The sequence below is a fragment of the Actinomadura physcomitrii genome, from assembly GCF_008923205.2.
Lineage (GTDB): Bacteria > Actinomycetota > Actinomycetes > Streptosporangiales > Streptosporangiaceae > Spirillospora > Spirillospora physcomitrii.
Map to the genome: position 1 here is coordinate 109,574 of NZ_WBMS02000011.1, position 23,304 is coordinate 132,877.

General features: G+C 74.8%; 4 protein-coding genes. All 4 read left to right on the top strand.

What is annotated here, in order from left to right; translation table 11 throughout:
- Positions 1-81 precede the first annotated feature (81 nt).
- The 4 genes from F8568_RS16140 to F8568_RS16155 all read left to right on the top strand — a co-directional run bounded on the left by F8568_RS16140 (position 82) and on the right by F8568_RS16155 (position 23,297).
- A complete protein-coding gene (locus F8568_RS16140) occupies positions 82-1,596 on the top strand; it encodes an amino acid adenylation domain-containing protein (RefSeq protein WP_151594362.1) in 1,515 nt (504 codons plus the stop codon).
- A gap of 505 nt (positions 1,597-2,101) precedes the next feature.
- Positions 2,102-11,674, top strand: coding sequence for a non-ribosomal peptide synthetase (locus tag F8568_RS16145; RefSeq protein ID WP_151594363.1), 9,573 nt, complete (start codon positions 2,102-2,104; stop codon positions 11,672-11,674).
- Positions 11,671-19,401 carry a non-ribosomal peptide synthetase gene (locus F8568_RS16150; RefSeq protein WP_151594364.1) on the top strand — a complete coding sequence of 2,577 codons (7,731 nt, stop codon included), beginning with the start codon at positions 11,671-11,673 and terminating at the stop codon, positions 19,399-19,401. Before F8568_RS16145 ends, F8568_RS16150 begins: the two co-directional genes overlap by 4 nt.
- Positions 19,398-23,297 (top strand): amino acid adenylation domain-containing protein, encoded by a 3,900-nt coding sequence (locus F8568_RS16155; RefSeq protein WP_236008804.1) that lies wholly within the window; start codon positions 19,398-19,400, stop codon positions 23,295-23,297. The genes F8568_RS16150 and F8568_RS16155 overlap by 4 nt, the downstream gene beginning before the upstream one ends.
- Positions 23,298-23,304 lie beyond the last annotated feature (7 nt).

The window sequence follows — 23,304 nt, forward strand, 5'->3', positions numbered from 1 at the left end:
CGACCGGAGCCGGACATAAGCTATGGGCCCCACTTCTTTTGCCGATGACGGTGGAGAAGAACGACATCACGGAGAGTGAAGATGAGCGCTCGCGGTCCGGCCGTGGATCGGCTGCTCGCCCTGGACGGCCTGCCCGCCCTCGCCGTGCCCGCCGGCGAGGCGGACCGGGCGCGGGAGCTGGCGGCGCGGCACGGCCTGGTGCGCGAGCACGGCGTCGACCTGGCCGATCCGCTGATCACCCGGGTGGAGCGGTTCGCCGCCGAGCGGGACCGGCCCGCGGTGGCCGACCGGACCCGGTCGCTGTCGTACGCGGAGCTCGCGGTGCAGGCGCGCCGGCTCGCCGCGCTGCTGGAGGGCGCGGGTGTCGAGCCCGGCACGGTGGTCGGGGTCGGCGGCGGGCGCTGCGCCGCGGTGGTGGCGGCGTTCCTGGCGATCGAGCTGGTCGGCGCGCTGTACGTGCCGGCCGACGAGACGTGGCCGGCCGGGCGCGTCCGCGACGTCCTCGACCAGGCGGGCGCGTCGGTGCTGGTGGCGGTCGACGAGGGCGGCGACGCGCCGGCGCTGCTGGAGGGCGCGGCGGCGGCCGGGTGCCGGGTGCTGCGCGCGGCGGACGCGGCGGGCCTGGAGCCGTGGGCGGGCGAGCCGCGCCTGCCCGGCCTGGACCGTCCCCGGTACGTGCTGTTCACCTCGGGGTCCACGGGCCGGCCGAAGGGCGCGGTCGTCGAGCACCAGGGGATGGTCAACCACCTCTGGGCCAAGATCGTCGACCTGGGGCTGACCGGGGACGACGCCGTCGCGTTCACCGCGCCGCTCGGCTTCGACATCTCGATCTGGCAGATGCTGTCCCCGCTGCTGGTCGGCGGCCGGGTGGAGGTGGTCGGCGACGGCGTCGCGCACGACCCGGTCGCGTTCGCGCGGGCGGTGGACGAGCGGGGCATCACCGTCGTCGAGCTGGTCCCGACCATGGTCCGGCACCTGCTGGACGACCTGCCCGGCGGCCCGGAGAGCGGACTCGCCGGGCTGCGCTGGATGATCGCGACGGGCGAGGAGCTGCCCGCCGAGCTGGCGCGCCGCTGGCTGGCGGCGATGCCGCACGCGCGGCTGCTCAACGCCTACGGCCCCACCGAGTGCTCCGACGACGTCACCCACCACACGGTGACCGCCGGGGACCTGGACCTGCTGCGGCTGCCGATCGGCACCCCCGTCGTCAACGCCCGCCTGCACGTCCTGCGGGAGTGCGGCGACGGCACGTGGACGGCGTGCGACGTCGGCGAGACCGGCGAGCTGTTCGTCGGCGGCGTCGCCGTCGGCCGCGGCTACCTGGGCGATGGCGAGCGCACCCGGGAGGCGTTCTACCGGGACCCGTTCGGCCCGTCGCCGACGGGGCGGCTCTACCGGACGGGCGACGCGGTGCGGCTGCTGCCCGCCGGGGCGGGCGGCGAGGACCGGCCCACCCTGCAGTACCTGGGCCGCGTCGACCGGCAGGTGAAGATCTCCGGCGTGCGGATGGAGCTGGGCGAGATCGAGGCGGTGCTGCAGCGGCACCCCGGGGTGCGCGCGGCGGCGGTCGTCGCGCACGAGTACCCGGCCAGGTAGCGGCGGTGCCGGCAAGGTCGCCGGCAAGGCCGCCGGCACCGCCCGAACGGAGATCATTTAACACAGCGTAATCGCATTGTCCGGATTCGGTTGCCAACCTTTGTCATCGGGTGAGCGTCCGGTCCGCGACCGTCCATGCCGGTGACCGGGTCTTTTGTCACTCCCGTGAGCAATTGGCGAGGCCAAGTTCTACTTTCGAGGGGATTGCGAGGCATGTGACAGGCTGGTTAACTGTGGCCCCGCTACTCCTGAGTAGGACGATGGGTCGCGGGGCGGGTCCCGGTCGAGGGCGGAAAGCGGCGGCGCTCTGTATCAGCGGGACCACGGGGCGTCGTTCCCCGGGTCCGCGCGCCGCCGCGTTCCCGGAAGGGACTCGGGTGAAAGGGGACGGGGAGCAGCCCGATCAGTTCTTGGTCATTTCCTTTGAATTTCCGCCCGCCGGCGCCTTGCGGCCGCCGATGCCTGGCACAAAGCAAACCCCCTTCGACCGGGAAAGCACCGCTTGATGTCGTCCACCGAGTATGTTCCTCTATCGGCCGCTCAGCAGAGCGTCTGGTACGCGCAGCAGCTGGCGCCCGAAACGCCGATCCATATCGCGCAGTACATCGAGATCGAGGGCCCGCTCGACTACGAACTCTTCGACCGGGTGGCGCGGATCGGTGCGCACGAGGTGCTCGCGCTGCACGCCCGGTTCGCCGAGCGGGACGGGGCGGTGCGGCAGGTCCTCGACCCGGAGGCGAGCGTCTCGGTCCCGCTGGTGGACCTGTCCGGCGAGGCGGACCCGGACGCGGCGGCGCGGGCGTGGATGAGGGCGCGGATGGCCGAGCCGCTGCCGCTGGACGGCGAGCGGCTGTTCGTCACGGCGATGCTGCGGCTCTCGCCCGTCCTGCACCGGTGGTTCATCCGCACGCACCACGCGATCCAGGACGGCCACAGCGGCCCGCTGATCATGCACCGGGCCGCGGAGGTGTACACCTCGCTGGCGAACGGCGGCGAGTACGTCCCGGCGGAGCTGGGGGACTACCGCCGCGTCCTCGCCGAGGAGGAGGAGTACCGGGCGTCGGAGCGCTTCGAGCGGGACCGCGCGTACTGGACGGAGCGGTTCGCCGACAAGCCGGTCGCGGTGAGCCTGGCCGACGACATGGCCGAGCCGACCGCCGACTTCATCAGCCGGGTCGAGGTCGTCCCGCCGGAGCAGTCGGCGGCGCTCGCGGCCGGCGCGCGCCGGCTCCGCACCGCCACGCAGGGCCTGGCGATCGCGGCGACCGCCGCCTACGTGGCGCGGATGACCGGCACCGAGGACGTCATCCTCGGCCTCGCGGTCAGCGGACGCACCACGCAGATCGCCCGGGAGACGCCGGCGATGCTGTCGACGATCCTCCCGCTGCGCGTGCGGGTCCGGCCGGACATGACGGTCGACGAGCTGGTCCGCGCGGCGACGCGGGCGAGCGCGCGGGCGCTGCGGCACCAGCGGTACCGCCGCGAGGACCTGCTGCGCGACCTGAAGCTGCTCGGCGAGCGCCGCCGGCTCTACGGGCCCGTCATCAACATCATGGCGTTCGACTACCGGCTCGACTTCGCCGGGCTGCCGGCGCGGATGCACGCCCTCACGATCGGCCCGATCGACGACCTCGCGATCAACATCTACGACAACCTCGACGGCGCCGGGACCCGCATCGACTTCGAGGCGCACCCCGACCTGTACACCGAGGAGCAGGTCGCCGCGCACCACCGGCGCTACATCCGGTTCATGCGCACGCTGGGCGAGGTCGACCCGTCGACCCCGCTGCGGGACGTGGAGCTGCTGGACGGCGCCGAGCGCGACCTCGTCCTGCGCGAGTGGAACGACACGGCGTACCCGGTCGCGCCCGGCGTCGCCCCGGACCTCATCGAGGCGCAGGCGGCGCGGACCCCCGACCGGACGGCCGTGGTCGCCGGCGACGTGCGGCTCTCCTACGCCGACCTGAACGCCCGCGCCAACCGGCTCGCCCGGCACCTCGTCGCGCGCGGCGTCGGCGCGGAGGACTTCGTCGCGCTCGCCCTCCCGCGCGACGAGAACCTCGTCGTCGCGGCGCTGGCCGTGCTGAAGGCGGGCGCCGCCTACCAGCCGATCGACCTGTCCTACCCGGCGGACCGGATCGCCTACATGCTGGACGACGCCGCGCCCGCCTGCGTCATCACGACGCGCTCCGCCGAGCTGCCCGGCGGCACCCCGCGCGTCGAGCTCGACGCCCTCGACCTCGGTGGCCTCTCCGCCGAGAACGTGACCGACGCGGAGCGCGTCCGGCCGCTGCGCCCCGGCAACCTCGCCTACATCATCTACACCTCGGGGTCGACGGGGCGTCCGAAGGGCGTCCCGATCTCGCATGAGAACTTCGCCGGCTTCCAGGCCCGCGCGCTCGCGGCCTACGGGGCCGGCCGGCTGCGCCGCGTGCTGTTCGCCACGTCGCTGAACTTCGACCTGTCGGTGCTCGAATGGCTGGTCCCGCTGACGGTCGGCGGCGAGATCGAGGTCGTCCGCGACCTGCTGGAGGTCGCCGAGCGCGGCGGCTGGTCGGGCTCGCTGATCGGCGGCGTGCCGTCGGCGATGTCGGCGCTGCTCGGACGCGGCGGCTTCCGGCTCGACGTCCAGGACATGGCGCTCGGCGGCGAGGCGATGCCGCCGCGGCTGCTGAAGGACGTCCGGGCGCTGCTGCCGGACGCGCGGATCTCCAACATCTACGGCCCGACCGAGACGACGGTCGTCGTGACCGGCTGGTTCGACGACGGCAACGAAGCCGCGGTCGCGCCCATCGGCGGGCCGCTGGCCAACACCCGCACGTACGTGCTGGACGATCGGCTGCGGCCCGTCCCCGTCGGCGTCCCCGGCGAGCTGTACCTGGCCGGCGTCGGCCTGTCGCGCGGGTACCTGCACCGCCCGTCGCTGACCGCCGACCGGTTCGTGGCCTGCCCGTTCGGCGGGCCCGGCGAGCGGATGTACCGGACGGGCGACCTCGCCCGCTGGAACCGCGACGGGCACCTGGAGTACCTCGGCCGCCTCGACCACCAGGTGAAGGTCCGCGGCTTCCGCATCGAGCTGGGCGAGATCGAGGCGGTGCTCGCCGCGCATCCCGGCGTGGCGCAGAGCGTCGTCGTCGCGCGCCGCGACGCCGCCGGCGACACCGTCCTCGTCGGCTACGTGGTGGGCGCCGCGGGCGGCCCGCCCGAGCCCGCCGCCCTCCGCGAGTTCGCCGGGCGGACGCTGCCCGGCTACATGGTGCCGTCCGCGATCGTGGTGCTGGACGCCATGCCGCTCAACCCGGCCGGGAAGCTCGACCGGGCCGCGCTGCCCGAGCCCGACCTCGCCGCGCCGGAGTCCGCGCGCGCGCCGCGCGACGCCCGCGAGGAGATCCTCGCCGGCATCGTCGCCGACGTCCTCGGGGTGGAGCGGATCGGCGTCGACGACGGGTTCTTCGACCACGGCGGCGACTCGCTGAAGGCCACCCGCGTCGTGGCGCGGGCGCGCGCCGCGCTCGGCGTGGAGCTGCCCGTCCGGGCGCTGTTCGAGACGCCGACCGTGGCGGGCCTCGCCGAGCGGATCGCCGCGTCCGCGCCGGACGCCCGGCGCCCGGCGGTGCGGCCGATGGAGCGGCCCGACCCGCTGCCGGTGTCGCACGCGCAGGAGCGCCTCTGGTTCCTCAACCGGCTCGAAGGCCGCACCGCCACCTACAACATGCCGATCCCGCTGCGGCTGACCGGCGCGGTCGACGTCGAGGCGATGCGCGCCGCGCTCGGCGACGTCGTCGCCCGGCACGAGTCGCTGCGCACCGTCTTCGGGGACGCCGACGGTGAACCGGTCCAGATCATCCGGGACCCGGCCGACGCCGACCCGCCGCTGACGGTCGGCGACGCCGATCCCGGCGACCTGTTCGGGACGCTGTTCGCCGACGCGACGCGCGGGTTCGACCTGGCGTGCGAGCCGCCCGTCCGCGCGCACCTGTACCGGCTGGGGCGCGATGAGAACGGCGAGGACGAGCATCTGCTGCTGCTCGTCCTGCACCACATCGCCGGCGACGGCTGGTCGCTGGCGCCGCTGGCCCGCGACGTCATCACCGCCTACCTGGCCCGCCGCGAGGGGAAGGCGCCCGAGTGGGCGCCGCTGCCCGTCCAGTACGCCGACTACGCGCTCTGGCAGCGCGAGCTGCTCGGCTCCGAGGACGACCCGGACGGCCTCGCCGCCCGCCAGATCGCCTACTGGAAGGACGCCCTCGCCGGGCTGCCCGACCAGATCGCCCTGCCGCTGGACCGGCCGCGTCCCGACCGCGCCTCCTACCGGGGCGGGCGGGCCGCGTTCGAGGTCCCGGCGGAGCTGCACGCGGGGCTGCGCGCCGTCGCCCGCGACCACCAGGTCAGCCTGTTCATGGTGCTGCAGGCCGCGCTCGCCGCGCTGCTCACCCGGCTCGGCGCGGGCACCGACGTGCCGATCGGCTCGCCGGTCGCGGGCCGCACCGACCAGGCCCTCGACGACCTCGTCGGCGTGTTCGTCAACACCCTCGTGCTGCGCACCGACACCTCCGGCGACCCGTCGTTCGCCGAGCTGCTCGCGCGGGTCCGGGAGACCGACCTCGCCGCCTACGCCCACCAGGACGTCCCGTTCGAGCGGCTCGTCGAGGTGCTGAACCCGGTCCGGTCGCTGGCCCGGCACCCGCTGTTCCAGGTGATGCTGACCCTGCAGAACAACCCCGAGGCGTCCGTCGAGCTGCCCGGCCTGCACGTCGCGGTCGAGCCGGTGGACCCGGGCGTCGCGAAGTTCGACCTGGAGTTCCTGCTGGAGGACGCCCCGGACGGCGGCCTCACCGGGATCCTCGAGTACGCGCGGGACCTGTTCGACGCCGCCACCGCCGAGCGGCTCACCGGCTGGTACCTGCACACGCTGGAGCAGGTCGCCGCCACCCGCGCCGCCGTCACCGTCGACGGCCTCGACCTGCCCGGTGTCACCCTCGTCGAGGTCGCCGAACCCGCGGCCGGGCCGGTCGAGAAGCGCCTCGTCGCCTACGTCGTCGCCGCGCCCGGCGCGACCCTCGACCCGGAGGAGCTGCGCGCGCACGTCCGCGCGAACCTGCCCGAGGCGATGGTCCCCGCCGCCGTCGTCGTGCTGGACGAGCTGCCGCTCACCGCGAACGGCAAGGTCGACACCAAGGCGCTGCCGAAGCCGGACCTCGCGCCCGCCGCCCCCGCCGCCGCGTTCCGCGCGCCGTCGGGGGAGCGGGAGGAGGCCGTCGCGGCCGTTTTCGCCGACCTGCTCGGCCTCGACCGCGTCGGCGCCGACGACGACTTCTTCGCGCTCGGCGGCAACTCGCTGATCGCGATGCGGGTCGTCAGCCGCGTCCGCCGGGTACTGGACGCCGAGCTGCCCGTCCGCGCGGTGTTCGAGGCGCCGACCGTCGCCGGGCTCGCCGCGCTGCTGGACCGCCGGGACGCCGCGCCCGGCCGCCCCGCGCTGGAAAGGCGGGACCGGCCCGAGACCGTGCCGCCGTCGTACGCGCAGCAGCGGCAGTGGTTCCTCAACCGGTTCGAAGGGCCGTCCGCGACCTACAACATGCCGATCGCGCTGCGGATCCGCGGCCCGCTCGACGCCGACGCGCTCCGCGCCGCCGTCGGCGACGTCGTCGGGCGGCACGAGACGCTCCGCACGATCCTGCCCGACAGCGGCGGCGTCCCCCGCCAGCAGGTGCTGGACCCGGCCGCGGCCCGCCCGGAACTGGAGATCGCCGAGACCACCGAGGCCGGGCTGCCGGCGCGGCTGGCGATGGCCGCCGGCTACGCCTTCGACATCTCCGCCGAGCCGCCGCTGCGCACCCACCTGTTCCGGCTCGGCCCGGACGAGCACGTCGTGCTGCTGCTCCTGCAGCACGTCGGCGGCGACGGCTGGTCGATGGCGCCGCTGGCCCGCGACGTCCTCACCGCCTACGCCGCCCGCGCGGACGGCCGGGCGCCGGACTGGGCGCCGCTGCCCGTCCAGTACGCCGACTACACGCTCTGGCAGCAGGAGCTCTTCGGGTCCGAGGACGACCCGGAGAGCCTGATCTCCCAGCAGATCGCGTACTGGCGGGACGCGCTCGCCGGCCTCCCCGAGGAGCTGGAGCTGCCGGCGGACCGGCCGCGCCCGGCGGAGGCGTCCTACCGCGGCGCGACCGCCCGCTTCCACCTCGGCGCCGGCGTGCACGAGGCGCTGCGGAAGCTGTCCCTCGACACCGGCGCGAGCCCGTTCATGGTCGCGCAGGCGGCGTTCGCGGCGCTGCTGACGCGGCTCGGCGCGGGCACCGACGTGCCGATCGGGTCGCCGATCGCCGGCCGTACCGACGAGGCCCTGGACGACCTCGTCGGCATGTTCGTCAACATGCTGGTGTTCCGCACCGACACGTCCGGCGACCCGTCGTTCCGGGAGCTGGTCGCGCGGGTGAAGGAGACCGACCTCGCCGCGTACGCGCACCAGGACGTCCCGTTCGAGCGGCTCGTCGAGGTCCTCAACCCGCCGCGGCACCTCGCCCGGCACCCGCTGTTCCAGGTCGGGCTGACGTTCCAGAACAACCCCGAAGCGCGGTTGGAGATGCCCGGCTTCACCGCCGAGGTGGAGCCGCTGCACGCCGGGGTGTCCCGGTTCGACCTGCTGATGGTCCTCACCGAGCGCGAGGACGGCCTCGACGGCGAGCTGGAGTACGCGCTCGACCTGTACGACCCGGCCACGGCGGAGCGGCTCGTCGCTCGCTTCGAGCGGTACCTGACCGCGCTGCTCGCCGACCCGGACGCGCCGATCGGCGCCGCCGACGTCCTCGACCCGGCCGAACGCGCCCTGATCCTCGGCGAATGGGCCGGCGGCACGGCGCCCGAGGCGGAGCGGTCGACGATCCCGGCGCTGTTCGAGGCGCAGGCGGCGGCGCGTCCGGACGCGGTGGCGGTGTCGTTCGAGGGCGTGTCGCTGACCTATGGCGAGGTGAACGCGCGGGCGAACCGGCTGGCGCGGCGCCTCGTCGAGCAGGGCGTCGGGCCGGAGCAGTTCGTCGCATTGAAACTGCCGCGCTCGGCGGACCTCGTGGTCGCGATCCTGGCGGTGCTGAAGTCGGGCGCCGCCTACGTGCCGATGGACCCGGACTATCCCGAGGACCGCATCGCGTACATGGTCGAGGACGCCGAGCCCGTCCTGACCATCGGCCCGGACGATCTCGACGCGTCCGGCTACGACGACGCGAACCTGGGCGTGGCGATCTCGCCGGACCACCCGGCGTACGTCATCTACACGTCGGGGTCGACCGGGCGTCCCAAGGGCGTCGTGATCCCGCACCAGAACGTGGTCCGGCTGCTCCGCTCCACGGAGCACTGGTTCGGCTTCGGCCCCGACGACGTGTGGACGCTCTTCCACTCCTACGCGTTCGACTTCACCGTCTGGGAGCTGTGGGGCTCGCTGCTCTACGGCGGGCGGCTGGTCGTCGTCCCGTACCTGACGTCGCGGTCGCCGGACGAGTTCCTGAAGCTCCTCGCGGACGAGCGGGTCACGGTCCTGAACCAGACGCCGTCGGCGTTCTACCAGCTCATGGCCGCCGACAAGGCGAACCCGGGCACCGGCCTGGCGCTGCGGTACGTGATCTTCGGCGGCGAGGCCCTCGAACTGGGCCGCCTGGAGGACTGGTACTCCCGGCACGCCGAGGACGCGCCGACGCTCGTCAACATGTACGGGATCACCGAGACCACTGTGCATGTCTCGCACGTCGCCCTGGATCGCGCCTACGCCGCGACCGCGCCCGGCAGCGTCATCGGCTCCGGCATCCCTGACCTGCGCATTTACGTACTGGACGGCCGGCTCCAGCCCGTCCCGCCGGGTGTCGTCGGCGAGCTGTACGTCGCCGGGCCCGGGCTGGCGCGCGGCTACCTCAACCGCCGCGCGCTGACCGCCGAGCGATTCATCGCCGACCCGCACGGCGCCCCCGGCACCCGCATGTACCGGACCGGCGACGTCGGACGGTGGCTGGACGACGGCCGCCTCGAATACCTCGGCCGCAGCGACCAGCAGGTGCAGCTGCGCGGGTTCCGCATCGAGCTCGGCGAGATCGAAGCGGTGCTGACCAGGCACGACGCGGTCGCGGACGCGGCCGTCGTGGTCCGCGACGACCGCCTGGTCGCCTACGTCGTCGCCTCCGCGCCCGTCGAGTCCGCAGACCTGCGCAAGTTCGCCGGCGGCGACCTCCCCGACCACATGGTCCCGGCCGTCGTCGTGGAGCTGGACGCGCTGCCGCTCACCGTCAACGGCAAGCTCGACCGCGCCGCGCTGCCCGCGCCGGACTTCTCCGCGAAGACCTCGTCGCGCGCGCCCCGCACACCCGAGGAGGAGACGCTCGCCGCGCTGTTCCGGGAGGTCCTCACCCTGGAGCGGGTCGGGATCGACGACGGGTTCTTCGACCTCGGCGGCGACTCGATCATCGCGATCCAGCTCGTGTCGCGCGCCCGCCGGTCCGGCCTGGTCATCACGCCCCGCGACGTGTTCCAGCACCAGACCGTCGAGGAGCTCGCCGCGGTCGCGCGGCCGGCCGGCGAGGGCGAGCGGGTCGAGGCGGAGGCGCCCGGCGCGGGCGTCGGCCCGGTGCCGGTCACCCCGATCGTCGCGTGGCTGCGCGAGCGCGTGGGCGGCGACGCGTCCCTGATCAGGGGCTTCCACCAGTCGATGCTGCTGCGCACGCCGCCCGCGCTCGGCTGCGAAAGCCTCACGGCCGCGTTCCAGACCGTCCTGGACCACCACGACGTGCTGCGGCTCCGCCTGGACACCGGCGGCGACCGGTGGCAGCCGGTCGTCCGGCAGGCCGGCGCCGTGGCCGCCGCCGACCTCGTCACCCGGGTCGACGTCGCGGGCCTGGACGCCGACAAGCTCGCCGTGGTCATCGGGGAGCAGGCCGCCGCCGCCCGCGACCGACTCGACCCCGAGGCCGGCACGACGGCGCAGCTCGTCTGGTTCGACGCGGGCCGCGACCAGGGCCGCCTCCTCGTCGTCCTGCACCACCTCGTCGTGGACGGCGTCACCTGGCGAATTCTGCTGCCCGACCTCGTCACCGCATGGGCGGGCGGGGCCCTCGACCCCGTCCCGACCTCGTTCCGCCGGTGGGCGCAGCGGCTCACCGCCACCGCCGCCGACCGCGAGGACGAGCTGGAGGACTGGCTCGACATCGTCGACGGCCCGCCGCAGCGGCTCGCCCCGCGCGCCCTCGACCCGCGCGTCGACATCGCCGCCCGCGCCCGGTCGCTGACCATGGAGCTGCCCGCCGACGTCACCGGCCCGCTGCTCACCGACGTCCCGGCCGCGTTCCACGGCCGCGCCAACGACGTGCTGCTCACCGGCCTCGCCCTCGCCGTCGCGCAGTGGCGCCGCCACCACGGCGCGGGCCGCGGCACCGACGTGCTCATCGACCTCGAGGGCCACGGCCGCGAGGACGTCGTGCCCGGCGTCGACCTGTCCCGCACCGCCGGCTGGTTCACCTCCATCCACCCCGTGCGGCTCGACGCCGGCGCCGCCGACTGGGCCGCGGTCCGCGCCGGCGGCGCGGTCGTCGGCACCGCGATCAAGAAGGTGAAGGAGCAGCTCCGCGCCGTCCCCGACGGCGGCATCGGCTACGGGCTGCTGCGCTACGGCGGCGGCGAGGCCGCCGAGGAGCTGGCCGAGCCGCCCGCCGCGCCGATCGCGTTCAACTACCTCGGCCGCGTCGCGCCCGGCGACGGGGACGGCGACTGGACGATCGCGCCGGAGGAGACGCCCGCGGGCGAGGACCCGCGGATGCCGGCCGCGCACGTCCTGGAGATCAACGCGGTCACCCGCGACGTGCCCGGCGGGCCGGTGCTGTCGGCGACGTGGACGTGGCCCGGCGGGCTGCTGGAGGAGGTCGCGGTCCGGGAGCTGGCCGACGCCTGGTTCACCGCGCTGCGCGGCCTCGTCGCGCACGTCGCGGCGGGCGGCGACGCCGCGCCCGCCGGCGGCTTCACCCCGTCCGACCTGCTCGTGGACCTGGACCAGAGCGAGATCGACAAGCTGCAGAACGCGTGGAGGCACCTATCGTGAACCGGGGGGACCTCGAGGACATCCTGCCGCTGTCTCCCTTGCAGCAGGGCTTCTTCTTCCACGCGCTGTTCGACGGCGGGGACGGGGGCGGCGGGGACGGCGGGGACGTCTACACCGCGCAGATCGTGCTCGACCTCGAAGGGCCGGTGGACGCCGCCGCGCTGCGGACGGCCGCCGAGACGCTGCTGCGCCGGCACTCCAACCTGCGCGCCGCGTTCTGGCACGAGGACCTGTCGCGGCCGGTCCAGGTGATCCCCCGCACGGTCGAACTGCCGTGGGAGGAGACCGAGGCGGCGGACGCCGCCGAGGCCGACGCGATCGTGGCGCGGGAGCGGGCGCGCGGCTTCGACATGACCGCGCCGCCGCTGCTGCGGTTCGTCCTCGTCCGGACGGGCCCGGAGCGGTACCGGCTGATCTTCACCAACCACCACATCCTGCTGGACGGCTGGTCCACGCCGATCCTGGCGACCGAGCTGTTCATGCTGTACGTGCAGGGCGGCCACGACGCCGGGTTCCCGCGCGTCACCCCGTACAAGAACTACCTGGCGTGGCTGGCGGAGCAGGACCGCGCCGCCGCCGAGGAGGCGTGGCGCCGCGCCCTGGACGGGGTGGAGGGCCCGAGCCTCGTCGCGCCGGAGGCCGCCGCCCGCGCGCCGCGCCCGCCGGAACGCACCATCGCCGAGCTGGACGAGCGGACCACCCGCCGCCTGTCCCGCGCGGCCCGCCGGCACGGCGTCACCCTCAGCACCGTCCTCCAGGGCGCGTGGGGGCTGGTCCTCGGCCGGTTCCTCGGCAGCGGGGACGTGGTGTTCGGCGCGACCGTGTCGGGCCGCCCGCCGGAGCTGCCCGGCATCGAGCAGATGATCGGCCTGTTCATCAACACGCTGCCGATCCGCGTCCGGCACCGCCCGGACGAGTCGCTCGCCGCTCTGATGGAGCGGCTCCAGGAGGAGCAGACCGCGCTGCTGGCGCACCACCACCTCGGCCTCACCGACATCCAGCGGGTCGCGGGCCACGGCGGCGCGCTGTTCGACACGATGACGGTGCTGGAGAACTACCCGTTCGACCCGGCGATGCTGGACGGGTCGCTGAACGGGGTCCGCATCGCCGCCGCCGACTCCTACGACGCGACCCACTTCCCGCTGTCGTTCGTCGCCGTGCCGGACGACCGGCTGTCGCTGCGCCTGCACTACCGGCCGGACGTGTTCGAGCGCGGCGTCGTCGAGGCGCTGCTCGCCCGCGTCCGCCGCTTCCTGGAGGCGTTCGCGGAGGACTCGTCGCAGCTCATCGGCACGGTGGCGCTGGCGGGCGACGAGGAACGCGAGGCTCTGGCGCGCTGGAACGACACCGCCGCCGGCCTTCCCACCGGCACCCTCCCGGCAATGTTCGAGGCGCAGGCCGCCCGCACCCCGGGCGACACCGCCCTCGTGTGCGGCGACACGTCCCTCACCTACGCCGACCTGAACGCGCGCGCCAACCGCCTGGCGCACGAGCTGATCGCGCGGGGGATCGGCGCCGAGGACCGCGTCGCGATCCTGCTGCCGCGCACGCCCGAGATCGTCGTGGCGATCCTCGGCGTGCTGAAGGCGGGCGCCGCGTACGTGCCGATCGACCCGGAGTACCCGGCGGACCGCATCGCCTACATGCTGGACGACTGCCGCCCCGCCCTCACCATCACCGCCGACGACCTGCCCCTCGGCGAGGACCGGCCCGCGCACGACCCGGGGGACGCGGACCGCGTCCGGCCGCTGCGGGCGGGCAACGCCGCCTACGTCATCTACACCTCCGGGTCGACGGGTCGCCCCAAGGGCGTGACGATCCCGCACAGCGGCGTGCTGAACTACTTCGAGGCGCACCGGGACGCGTTCATCGACCCGGCGGTCGCGGCGGCCGGCGGGCGCCGGATGAGGTTCGCGCACCTCGCGTCGTTCTCGTTCGACACCTCCTGGCACGGGCTGCTGTGGATGATGCACGGCCACGAGCTGCACCTCATCGACGACGCGACCCGCCGCGACGTCGAGGCGTACACCGAGTACGTGGCGCGCGCGCGGATCGACCTGGTGAACACCACGCCGTCGCACTTCGCCTCGCTCCGCGAGGCGGGCCTGCTCAGCGGCGACGGCCGCCACCTGCCCTCGCACCTGCTGCTCGGCGGCGAGGCGTTCAGCGACGCCCTCTGGGCGGACCTGCGCGAGGTCCCCGGCGTGACCACCCGGAACCTCTACGGCCCGACCGAGTCGACCATCGACACGATGAACCAGGTCGTCGCGCGGGCCGAGCGGGTGTCGATCGGCGCTCCGCAGCGCAACACCCGCGCCTACGTGCTGGACGCCGCGCTCCAGCCCGCGCCCGCCGGCGTCCCCGGCGAGCTGTACCTCGCGGGCGCGCAGCTCGCGCGCGGCTACCTGGGACGGCCCGCGCTGTCCGCCGAGCGGTTCGTCGCCGACCCGTTCGGCGCGCCGGGCGACCGGATGTACCGGACCGGCGACCTCGCCCGCTGGCTGCCGGACGGCACCGTCGAGTACCTCGGCCGCGCCGACGACCAGGTCAAGATCCGCGGGTTCCGGGTCGAGCCCGGCGAGATCGAGAGCGTCGTCGCCGCGTTCGAGGGGGTCGCGCAGGCCGCCGTGGTCGTCCGCGAGGACCGGCCCGGCGACAGGCGGCTCGCCGCCTACGTCGTGCCCGCGGACCGGACGGCGGGCGTCGACATCGCCGCGCTGCGGCGGTTCGCGGCCGAGCGGCTGCCCGACTACATGGTCCCGGCGTTCACCGTGCTGGACGCGCTGCCGCTGACCGTGAACGGGAAGCTGGACCGGTCCGCGCTGCCGGCGCCCGGCACCGCCGCGCCGGTGAGCCGCGCTCCGCGCTCCCCGCAGGAGGAGATCCTCTGCGGGCTGTTCGCGGAGGTCCTCGGCGTGCCGCGGGTCGGCGTCGACGACGGGTTCTTCGACCTCGGCGGCGACTCGCTCACCGCGACCCGCCTCGTCGGCCGGATCCGCACCGCGCTGCGCGCCGAGCTGCCCGTCCGGGCGCTGTTCGAGGCCCCGACGGTCGCGGGCCTCGCCGGACGCCTCGCCGAGGCCGGCGGCGACGTCCGGCCGCCGCTGCGGCCCGCCGGACGCCCCGAGGTGGTGCCGCTGTCGTACGCGCAGCAGCGGCTCTGGTTCCTGAACCGGTTCGAGGGCGCGTCCGCGACGTTCAACATGCCGGTCGCGCTGCGGCTGGAGGGCGCCCTCGACCTGGACGCGCTGCGCGCCGCCCTCGCCGACGTCGTCGAGCGGCACGAGTCGCTGCGGACGATCTTCCCGGACGGCTCCGGCAGCGCCCGCCAGCTCGTGCTGGACCCGGCCGCAGCCCGGCCGCGCGTCGACGTCGCCCCGGTCGCCGAGGCGGAGCTGCCGGCGGCGCTCGCCGCCGAGGTCGGGCGGGGCTTCGACCTGTCGGTGGAGCCGCCGCTGCGGGCCCGGCTGTTCGCCCTCGGTGACGGAACCCACGTCCTGGTCATGGTGCTGCACCACATCGCGGCGGACGGCTGGTCGATGGCGCCGCTGGCCCGCGACGTGGTCCTCGCCTACGCGGCGCGCGCCGAGGGCCGGGCGCCGCAGTGGGCGCCGCTGCCCGTCCAGTACGCCGACTACACGCTCTGGCAGCGCGAGCTGTTCGGCTCCGAGGACGACCCGGACAGCCTGATCTCCCAGCAGATCGCGTACTGGCGGGACGCGCTCGCCGGGCTGCCCGAGGAGCTGCGGCTGCCCACCGACCGGCCGCGCCCGGCGGAGGCGTCCTACCGGGGCGGCACGCACGCCTTCGAGCTGGACGCCGAGCTGCACGCGGGCCTGCTGCGCCTCGCCCGGGAGAGCGGCGCCAGCCTGTTCATGGTCATGCAGGCGGCGTTCGCGGCGCTGCTGACGCGGCTCGGCGCGGGCACCGATGTGCCGATCGGGTCGCCGATCGCGGGCCGTACCGACGAGGCCCTGGACGACCTCGTCGGCATGTTCGTGAACATGCTCGTCCTGCGCACCGACACCTCCGGCGACCCGTCGTTCCGGGAGCTGGTCGCGCGGGTGAAGGAGACCGACCTCGCCGCCTACGGCCACCAGGACCTGCCGTTCGAGCGGCTCGTCGAGGTGCTGAACCCCGCGCGGTCGATGGCCCGGCACCCGCTGTTCCAGGTCGCCCTGTCGTTCCAGAACAACCCCGAGGCGCGGCTGGAGACGGACGGCCTCACCGGCGGCGCCGAACCGCTCACCGCCGGGACGGCGAAGTACGACCTGTCCCTCTACCTGGAGGAGCGGCACGGCGGAGACGGCGCGCCCGGCGGGATCGAGGCGGGACTCGAGTACGCCCTCGACCTGTTCGATCCGGCGACCGCCGCCGCGATCGCAGGGCGGTTCGAGCGGCTCGTCCGCGACCTCGTCGCCGACCCGGACGCCCCCATCGGCACCGCCGAGATCCTGGAACGCGCCGAACGCCGCACCATCCTGCGCAAGTGGGCCGGAGGCAAGGCGCCCGAGGTGGAGCGGTCGACGATCCCGGCGCTGTTCGAGGCGCAGGCGGCGGCGCGTCCGGACGCGGTGGCGGTGTCGTTCGAGGGCGTGTCGCTGACCTATGGCGAGGTGAACGCGCGGGCGAACCGGCTGGCGCGGCGCCTGGCCGAGCAGGGCGTGGGGCCCGAGCAGTTCGTCGCGCTGGCGCTGCCGCGTTCCGCCGATCTCGTCGTCGCGATCCTGGCGGTGCTGAAGGCCGGGGCGGCGTACGTCCCGATCGATCCGGACTATCCCGAGGAACGCATCGCGTACATGGTCGAGGACGCCGAGCCCGTCCTCACCCTGCGGCCGGAGGACCTGGACGCGTCCGGCTACGACGAGGCCGACCTCGGCGTGGCGATCTCGCCCGACAACCCCGCGTACGTCATCTACACGTCGGGGTCGACCGGGCGTCCCAAGGGCGTGGTCGTCCCGCATCAGAACGTCGTCCGGCTGCTGGGCTCCACCGAAGAGTGGTTCCACTTCGGCCCCGACGACGTGTGGACGCTCTTCCACTCCTACGCGTTCGACTTCTCGGTGTGGGAGCTGTGGGGGCCGCTCCTGCACGGCGGGCGCCTGGTCGTCGTCCCGTACCTGACGTCGCGGTCGCCGGAGGAGTTCCTGAAGCTTCTCGCGGACGAGCGCGTGACCGTCCTGAACCAGACGCCGTCGGCGTTCTACCAGCTCATGGCCGCCGACAAGGCGAACCCGGGCACCGGCCTGGCGCTGCGGTACGTGATCTTCGGCGGCGAGGCCCTCGACCTCGGACGCCTGGAGGACTGGTACTCCCGGCATGCGGAAGACGCGCCGACCCTCGTCAACATGTACGGGATCACCGAGACCACCGTGCACGTGTCCTACCTCGCGCTCGACAGGGTCGGCGCGGCGACGGCGCCGGGCAGCGTCATCGGCTCCGGCATCCCGGACCTGCGCGTCTACGTCCTGGACGATCGCCTGCAGCCCGTCCCGCCGGGTGTCGTCGGCGAGCTGTACGTCGCAGGCCCGGGCCTGGCGCGCGGCTACCTCAACCGCCGCGCGCTCACCGCCGAGCGGTTCGTCGCCGACCCGCACGGCGTCCCCGGCACCCGCATGTACCGCACCGGCGACCTCGGCCGCTGGCGCCCCGACGGCACGCTGGAGTACCTCGGCCGCGCCGACCAGCAGGTGCAGCTGCGCGGCTTCCGGATCGAGCTCGGCGAGGTCCAGTCCGCGCTTGCCGGGCATGACGCGGTCGCGGACGCGGCCGTCGTCGTCCGCGACGACCGGCTGATCGGCTACGTGGTCACCACCGGCGAGGCCGACCCGGCGGAGCTGCGCGCGTTCGCCGGGCGCGGCCTGCCCGACTACATGGTCCCGGCCGCCGTGGTCGTGCTGGACGCGCTGCCGCTGACCGCGAACGGCAAGCTCGACCGCGCCGCGCTGCCCGCGCCGGACTTCTCGGCGAAGGCCTCGTCGCGCGCGCCCCGCACTCCCGAGGAGGAGACGCTCGCCGGGCTGTTCGCCGAGGTGCTCAATCTGGAGCGGGTCGGGATCGACGACGGGTTCTTCGACCTCGGCGGCGACTCGATCATCGCGATCCAGCTCGTGTCGCGCGCCCGGCAGTCCGGCCTGGTGATCACGCCCCGCGAGGTGTTCCAGCACCAGACGGTCGAGGAGCTGGCGGCGGCGTCGCGGCCGGTCGGCGAGGGCGAGCGGGTCGAGGCGGAGGCGCCCGGCGCGGGCGTCGGGCAGGTCCCGGCCACCCCGATCATGCGCTGGTTCCAGGAGCTGGACGGCCCGACCGCCGGCTACAGCCAGCGGATGCTGCTCCAGGTCCCGCCCGAGCTGGGCGTCGAGAAGCTCGCGGCGGCCCTGCAGACCCTCATCGACCACCACGACATGCTGCGGCTCCGCGTCCGCGACGGCGAGTTCGAGGTCGCCGAGCCGGGTGCGGTCGACGCCGCGCCGCTCGTCCGCCGCGTCGACGTGGCCGGCCTCGACGGCGGCGCGCTGCGCGCCGTGCTCGCCGAGCAGGCCCGCGCCGCCCGCGACCGCCTCGACCCCGAGGCCGGGACGGTGGCGCAGCTCGTCTGGTTCGACGCCGGGCCCGGCGCGTCCGGACGCCTGCTGCTGACCCTGCACCACCTCGTCGTCGACGGCGTGTCCTGGCGGATCCTGCTGCCCGACCTCGTCACCGCCTGGGTGGGCGGGACGCTCGACCCGGTCCCGACCTCGTTCCGCCGCTGGGCGCAGCGCCTCGTCGCGGAGGCGTCCGACCCGGCCCGCACCGCCGAGCTGGAGCTGTGGGAGGACGTCCTCGCCACCCCCGACCCCGTCCTCGGCGCCCGCGCCCTCGACCCGCGCGCCGACACGTTCGGGACGGCCCGGCACCTCACCGTCGACCTCCCCGCCGACGTCACCGGGCCGCTGCTCACCGACGTCCCGGCCGCGTTCCACGGCCGCGCCAACGACGTCCTGCTCACCGGCCTCGCGCTCGCCGTCGCCGGATGGCGCCGCGACCGGGGCGTGTCCGACGACACCGCCGTCCTCATCGACCTGGAGGGCCACGGCCGCGAGGAGATCGTGCCGGGCGTCGACCTGTCCCGCACCGCCGGCTGGTTCACCGCGATCTACCCGGTCCGGCTCGACGCCGGCTGGGTCGAGCCCGGCGACGTCCGCGAGGGCGGCCAGGCCGTCGGCACCGCGCTGAAGCGGGTCAAGGAGCAGCTCCGCGAGATCCCCGACAACGGCATCGGGTACGGGCTGCTGCGCCACCTCAACCCGGCCGCCGGCAAGCGCCTCGCCGGGCGCCCGCACCCGCAGATCGCGTTCAACTACCTCGGCCGGTCCGCCGTGCCCGAGGCCACCGACTGGGGACCCGCCGGGCAGGCCGACGCCGGCGCGCTCGGCGGCGGGCAGGACGACGCGCTCGGCCTCGTCCACGCCATCGAGGTCAACGCGCACACCCGGGACCTGCCGGACGGCCCCGAACTGTCCGCCACCTGGACCTACGCGGGCGGCCTGTTCGACGAGCACGCCGTCCGCGACCTCGCCGACCGCTGGTCCGCCGCGCTGCGCGGCCTCGTCGCGCACGTCGTGGACGCCCCCGCCGACGGGCCGGTGGGCGGCTTCACCCCCTCCGACCTGTCCCTGGTCGACGTCAGCCAGGACGAGATCGACGAGCTCGCCGCCGAACTCGACGGTGAATGGGAGCTGGATTGAGCAAGTCGCAGCTTGAGGACATCCTCCCGCTGTCCCCGTTGCAGCAGGGCCTGTTCTTCCACGCCCTGTACGGCTCGGGGCACGACGTCTACACCGCGCAGATCGTGTTCGACCTGCGCGGCCCCCTCGACGTGGACGCCCTGCGCGCCGCCGCCGCGACGCTGCTGCGCCGGCACGCGAACCTGCGCGCCGGGTTCCGGCAGCGCAAGGAGGGCTCGCCGGTCCAGGTCGTGCACCGGGAGGTCCGGCTGCCGTGGGAGGACGCCGACCTGTCCGGCCTGCCCGAGGCGGAGCGGGACGCGCGGGCGCGGGAGCTGGCCGAGGCCGAGCGGGCCCGCCCGTTCGACATGGCCCGGCCGCCGCTGCTGCGCTTCCTGCTGATCAGGCTCGCGGACGGCCTGCACCGGATGGTGTTCACCAACCACCACATCCTGCTGGACGGCTGGTCCACGCCCGTCCTGCAGACCGAGCTGTTCGCCCTCTACCTCGCCAAGGGCGACGACACCGGCATGCCGCGCGTCGCCCCGTACAAGAACTACCTCGCGTGGCTGGCGAAGCAGGACCGCGCCGCCGCCGAGGACGCCTGGCGCAGCGCGCTCGACGGCCTCGACGGGCCTACCCTCGTCGCGCCCGGAGCGCCGGAGCCCAATACGCAGGAGCCGGGACGCGTCCGGATCCGTCTCACCGAGGACCTCACCGCCGCGCTGTCCGCGCGCGCCCGCGCCGAGGGCGTCACCCTCAACACCGTGCTCCAGCTCGGCTGGGGCGTCCTGCTCGGCCGCCTCACCGGCGCGACGGACGTCGTGTTCGGGGCCGCCGTGTCCGGGCGCCCGCCCGAGCTGCCCGGCGTCGAGCAGATGATCGGCCTGTTCATCAACACGCTGCCGATCCGCGTCCGCGTCCACCCCGGCGACACCGTCGCCGCCGCCCTCGCCCGGCTGCAGGACGAGCAGGCCGCGCTGATGCAGTACCACCACCTCGGGCTGTCGGACGTCCAGCGGCTCGCCGGGTCCGGGCCGCTGTTCGACACGATGACCGTCCTGGAGAACTACCCGTTCGACCCCGACGCCGCCGGCGCCGACCTCGGCGGCCTCACCCTCCACAACGTCGACGGCCACGACGCGACCCACTACCCGCTGACCCTCGCCGCCGTGCCCGGCGGGCGGGGCCTGTCGCTGCGCCTGGACTTCCGCACCGACCTGTACGTCGAGGACGAGGCGCAGCGGCTGATGCGTCGGTTCGTCCGGATCCTGGAGTCCGTCGCGTACAGCCCCGGCCTGCCGCTCGGCCGCATCGACGTGCTGGAGGACGACGAGCGCGACCTCGTCCTGCGCGCCTGGCAGGGGCCGGACACGCCGCGCCGCCCCGGCACGCTGACCGGCCGTTTCGCCGAGCAGCTCGCGCGGACCCCGGACGCGGAGGCCGTCGTCGCGTCCGGGGAGACGCTCACTTACGCGGAGCTGGACGAGCGCGCGAACCGGCTGGCGCACCGCCTCATCGGGCTCGGCGTCCGCCGCGAGACGCACGTCGCCGTCCTGCTGGAACGGTCGGCCGCGAGCGTCGTGGCGTCGCTGGCCGTCCTCAAGGCGGGCGGCGCCTACGCGCCGATCCACCACGCCTACCCGCCCGAGCGGACCGCGTGGGCGATCGACGAGGTCGCCGCGCCCGTCCTGCTCGTCGACACCGCGATGCGCGGCCGCGTCGCCCGCCTCGGCACGTCCGCGCACGTCATCGTCGTGGACGACGATCCGGAGACCGCCGCGCAGCCCGCCACCGCCCCGGACGTCCCGTGCCATCCCGAGCAGCTCGCCTGCGTGCTGTTCACCTCCGGCTCGACCGGCGTGCCGAAGGGCGTCATGCTCCGCCACCGCGACGCCGTCAGCCTCGCCACCGACGGCGAGCTGCGCGGCGGCGCCCACGACCGCGTGCTGTTCCACTCCCCGCACGCGTTCGACGCGCACATCTACGAGTTCTGGACGCCGCTGCTGCACGGCGGCGCCACCGTCGTCGCGCCGCCCGGCCACCTGACCGGCGAGGCCGTCGAGGACCTGGTCCGCGCGCACGGCGTCACCGGGCTGTTCCTCACCACGACGCTGTTCAACCTGGTCGCCGACGAGCGGCCGGCGGCGTTCGCGGGGCTCCGCGAGGTGCTCACCGGCGGCGAGTCCGGCTCCACCGCCGCGGTCCGCCGCGTCCTCGCCGCCTGCCCGGACACCGAGGTCGGCAACGTCTACGGCCCCACCGAGGCGACCACCTACACCACCATCGACCGGCAGCGGGCCCGGCTGACCGCCGACCCCGGCGAGACGTCCGCGCTCCTCGGCCACCCGATGGACGACCGGCGGACGTACGTGCTCGACCCCGGGCTGCGGCCCGTCCCGCCCGGCGTCGTCGGCGAGGCCTACATCGCGGGACCGGGCGTCGGCCGGGGCTACCTGCGGCGCGCGTCCCTGACGGGGGAGCGGTTCGTGCCCGACCCGTTCGGGCCGCCCGGGTCCCGCATGTACCGGACGGGCGACCTCGTCCGGCACCGCCCGGGCGGCGCGCTCGAGTACGTCGACCGCGCCGACCAGCAGGTGAAGGTCCGCGGGTTCCGGATCGAGCTCGGCGAGATCGAGGCCGCGCTCACCGCGCACCCGGACGTCGCGAACGCCGCCGTCGTCGCCCGCCAGGACGCCCCGGGCGTCAAGACGATCGTCGCCTACGTCATCGCCCCCTGCACCGGCGGCCTCAAGGAGTTCCTCGCCGAGCGGCTGCCCGAGTACATGGTGCCCGCCGCGTTCGTCCGGCTCGACACCTTCCCCGTCGGCCCGAACGGCAAGCTCGACCGGCGCGCCCTGCCCGCCCCCGACTACGCCGGGACCGCCGCCGGACGCGACCCCGCCACCCCCGAGGAGGAGGCGCTGTGCGGGATCGTCGCCGGCGTCCTCGGCCTCGACCGGGTCGGCGCCGACGTCAGCTTCTTCGACCTCGGCGGAGACAGCATCGCCGCGCTGAAGCTCGTCACCCGCGCCCGCCAGGCCGGGATCGAGCTGACGCCCCGCGACGTGTTCACCCACCAGACCGTCGAGGCGCTGCTGCGCGCCGGGGAGCCCGAGGACCGGCTCGGCTTCGAGGTGCTGCTGCCCATCCGCACCACCGGCACCCGGCCGCCGGTCTTCTTCGTCCACCCCGCCGGCGGCCTCGCCTGGAGCTACCTGCAGTTCCAGCGCCACCTCGGCCCCGACCAGCCGATCTACGGGCTGCAGGGCAGCGCGTTCACCCGCGCGGACCTGCCCGGCTCCGTCGAGGAGATGGCGCGGGACTACATCGAGCAGATCCGCACCGTGCGGCCGTCCGGGCCGTACCACCTCGTCGGGTGGTCGCTCGGCGGCCTCATCGCCTACGAGATGGCCGTCCGGCTCCAGGAGGCCGGGGAGCGCGTCGGGCTGCTCGGGCTCATCGACGCCTACCACACCCAGGACCTGGAGGCGGAGAAGCGGGAGATCCTGCCCGAGCTGCTGGAGTCCATCGGGATCGACGCGCGGATGGTCGCCGCCGACGGCAACCCCGACATGGCGCAGATCATGGCGGTGCTCGCCGAACGCGACGACGCCCTCGCCACCCTCCGCGAGGACGACCTCGTCAACGTCTACCGCAACTACGAGAACGGCCTCCACCAGGCGGAGCGGTACCGGCCCGGCCGGTACCGCGGCGACGTCGTGTTCTTCACCGCCCTGCGGGGCCGCACCGCGGACTCGCCGACCGGGCCGTCCAACTGGGGGCCGCTCGTCGAGGGGCGGATCGAGGACTACCCCCTCGACGTCGAGCACCACTTCCTGCTGGAGCCCGGCCCGGCCGCCGAGATGGGCGCCGTGCTCGCCGCCAGACTCGACAAACTGCACGTCAACGATTAGATACGTG

What these genes read in the sequence shown, in the direction of transcription:
- F8568_RS16140 (WP_151594362.1), top strand. Translation starts at nt 82, where the DNA reads ATGAGCGCTCGCGGTCCGGCCGTGGATCGGCTGCTCGCCCTGGACGGC.
- F8568_RS16145 (WP_151594363.1), top strand. Translation starts at nt 2,102, where the DNA reads ATGTCGTCCACCGAGTATGTTCCTCTATCGGCCGCTCAGCAGAGCGTC.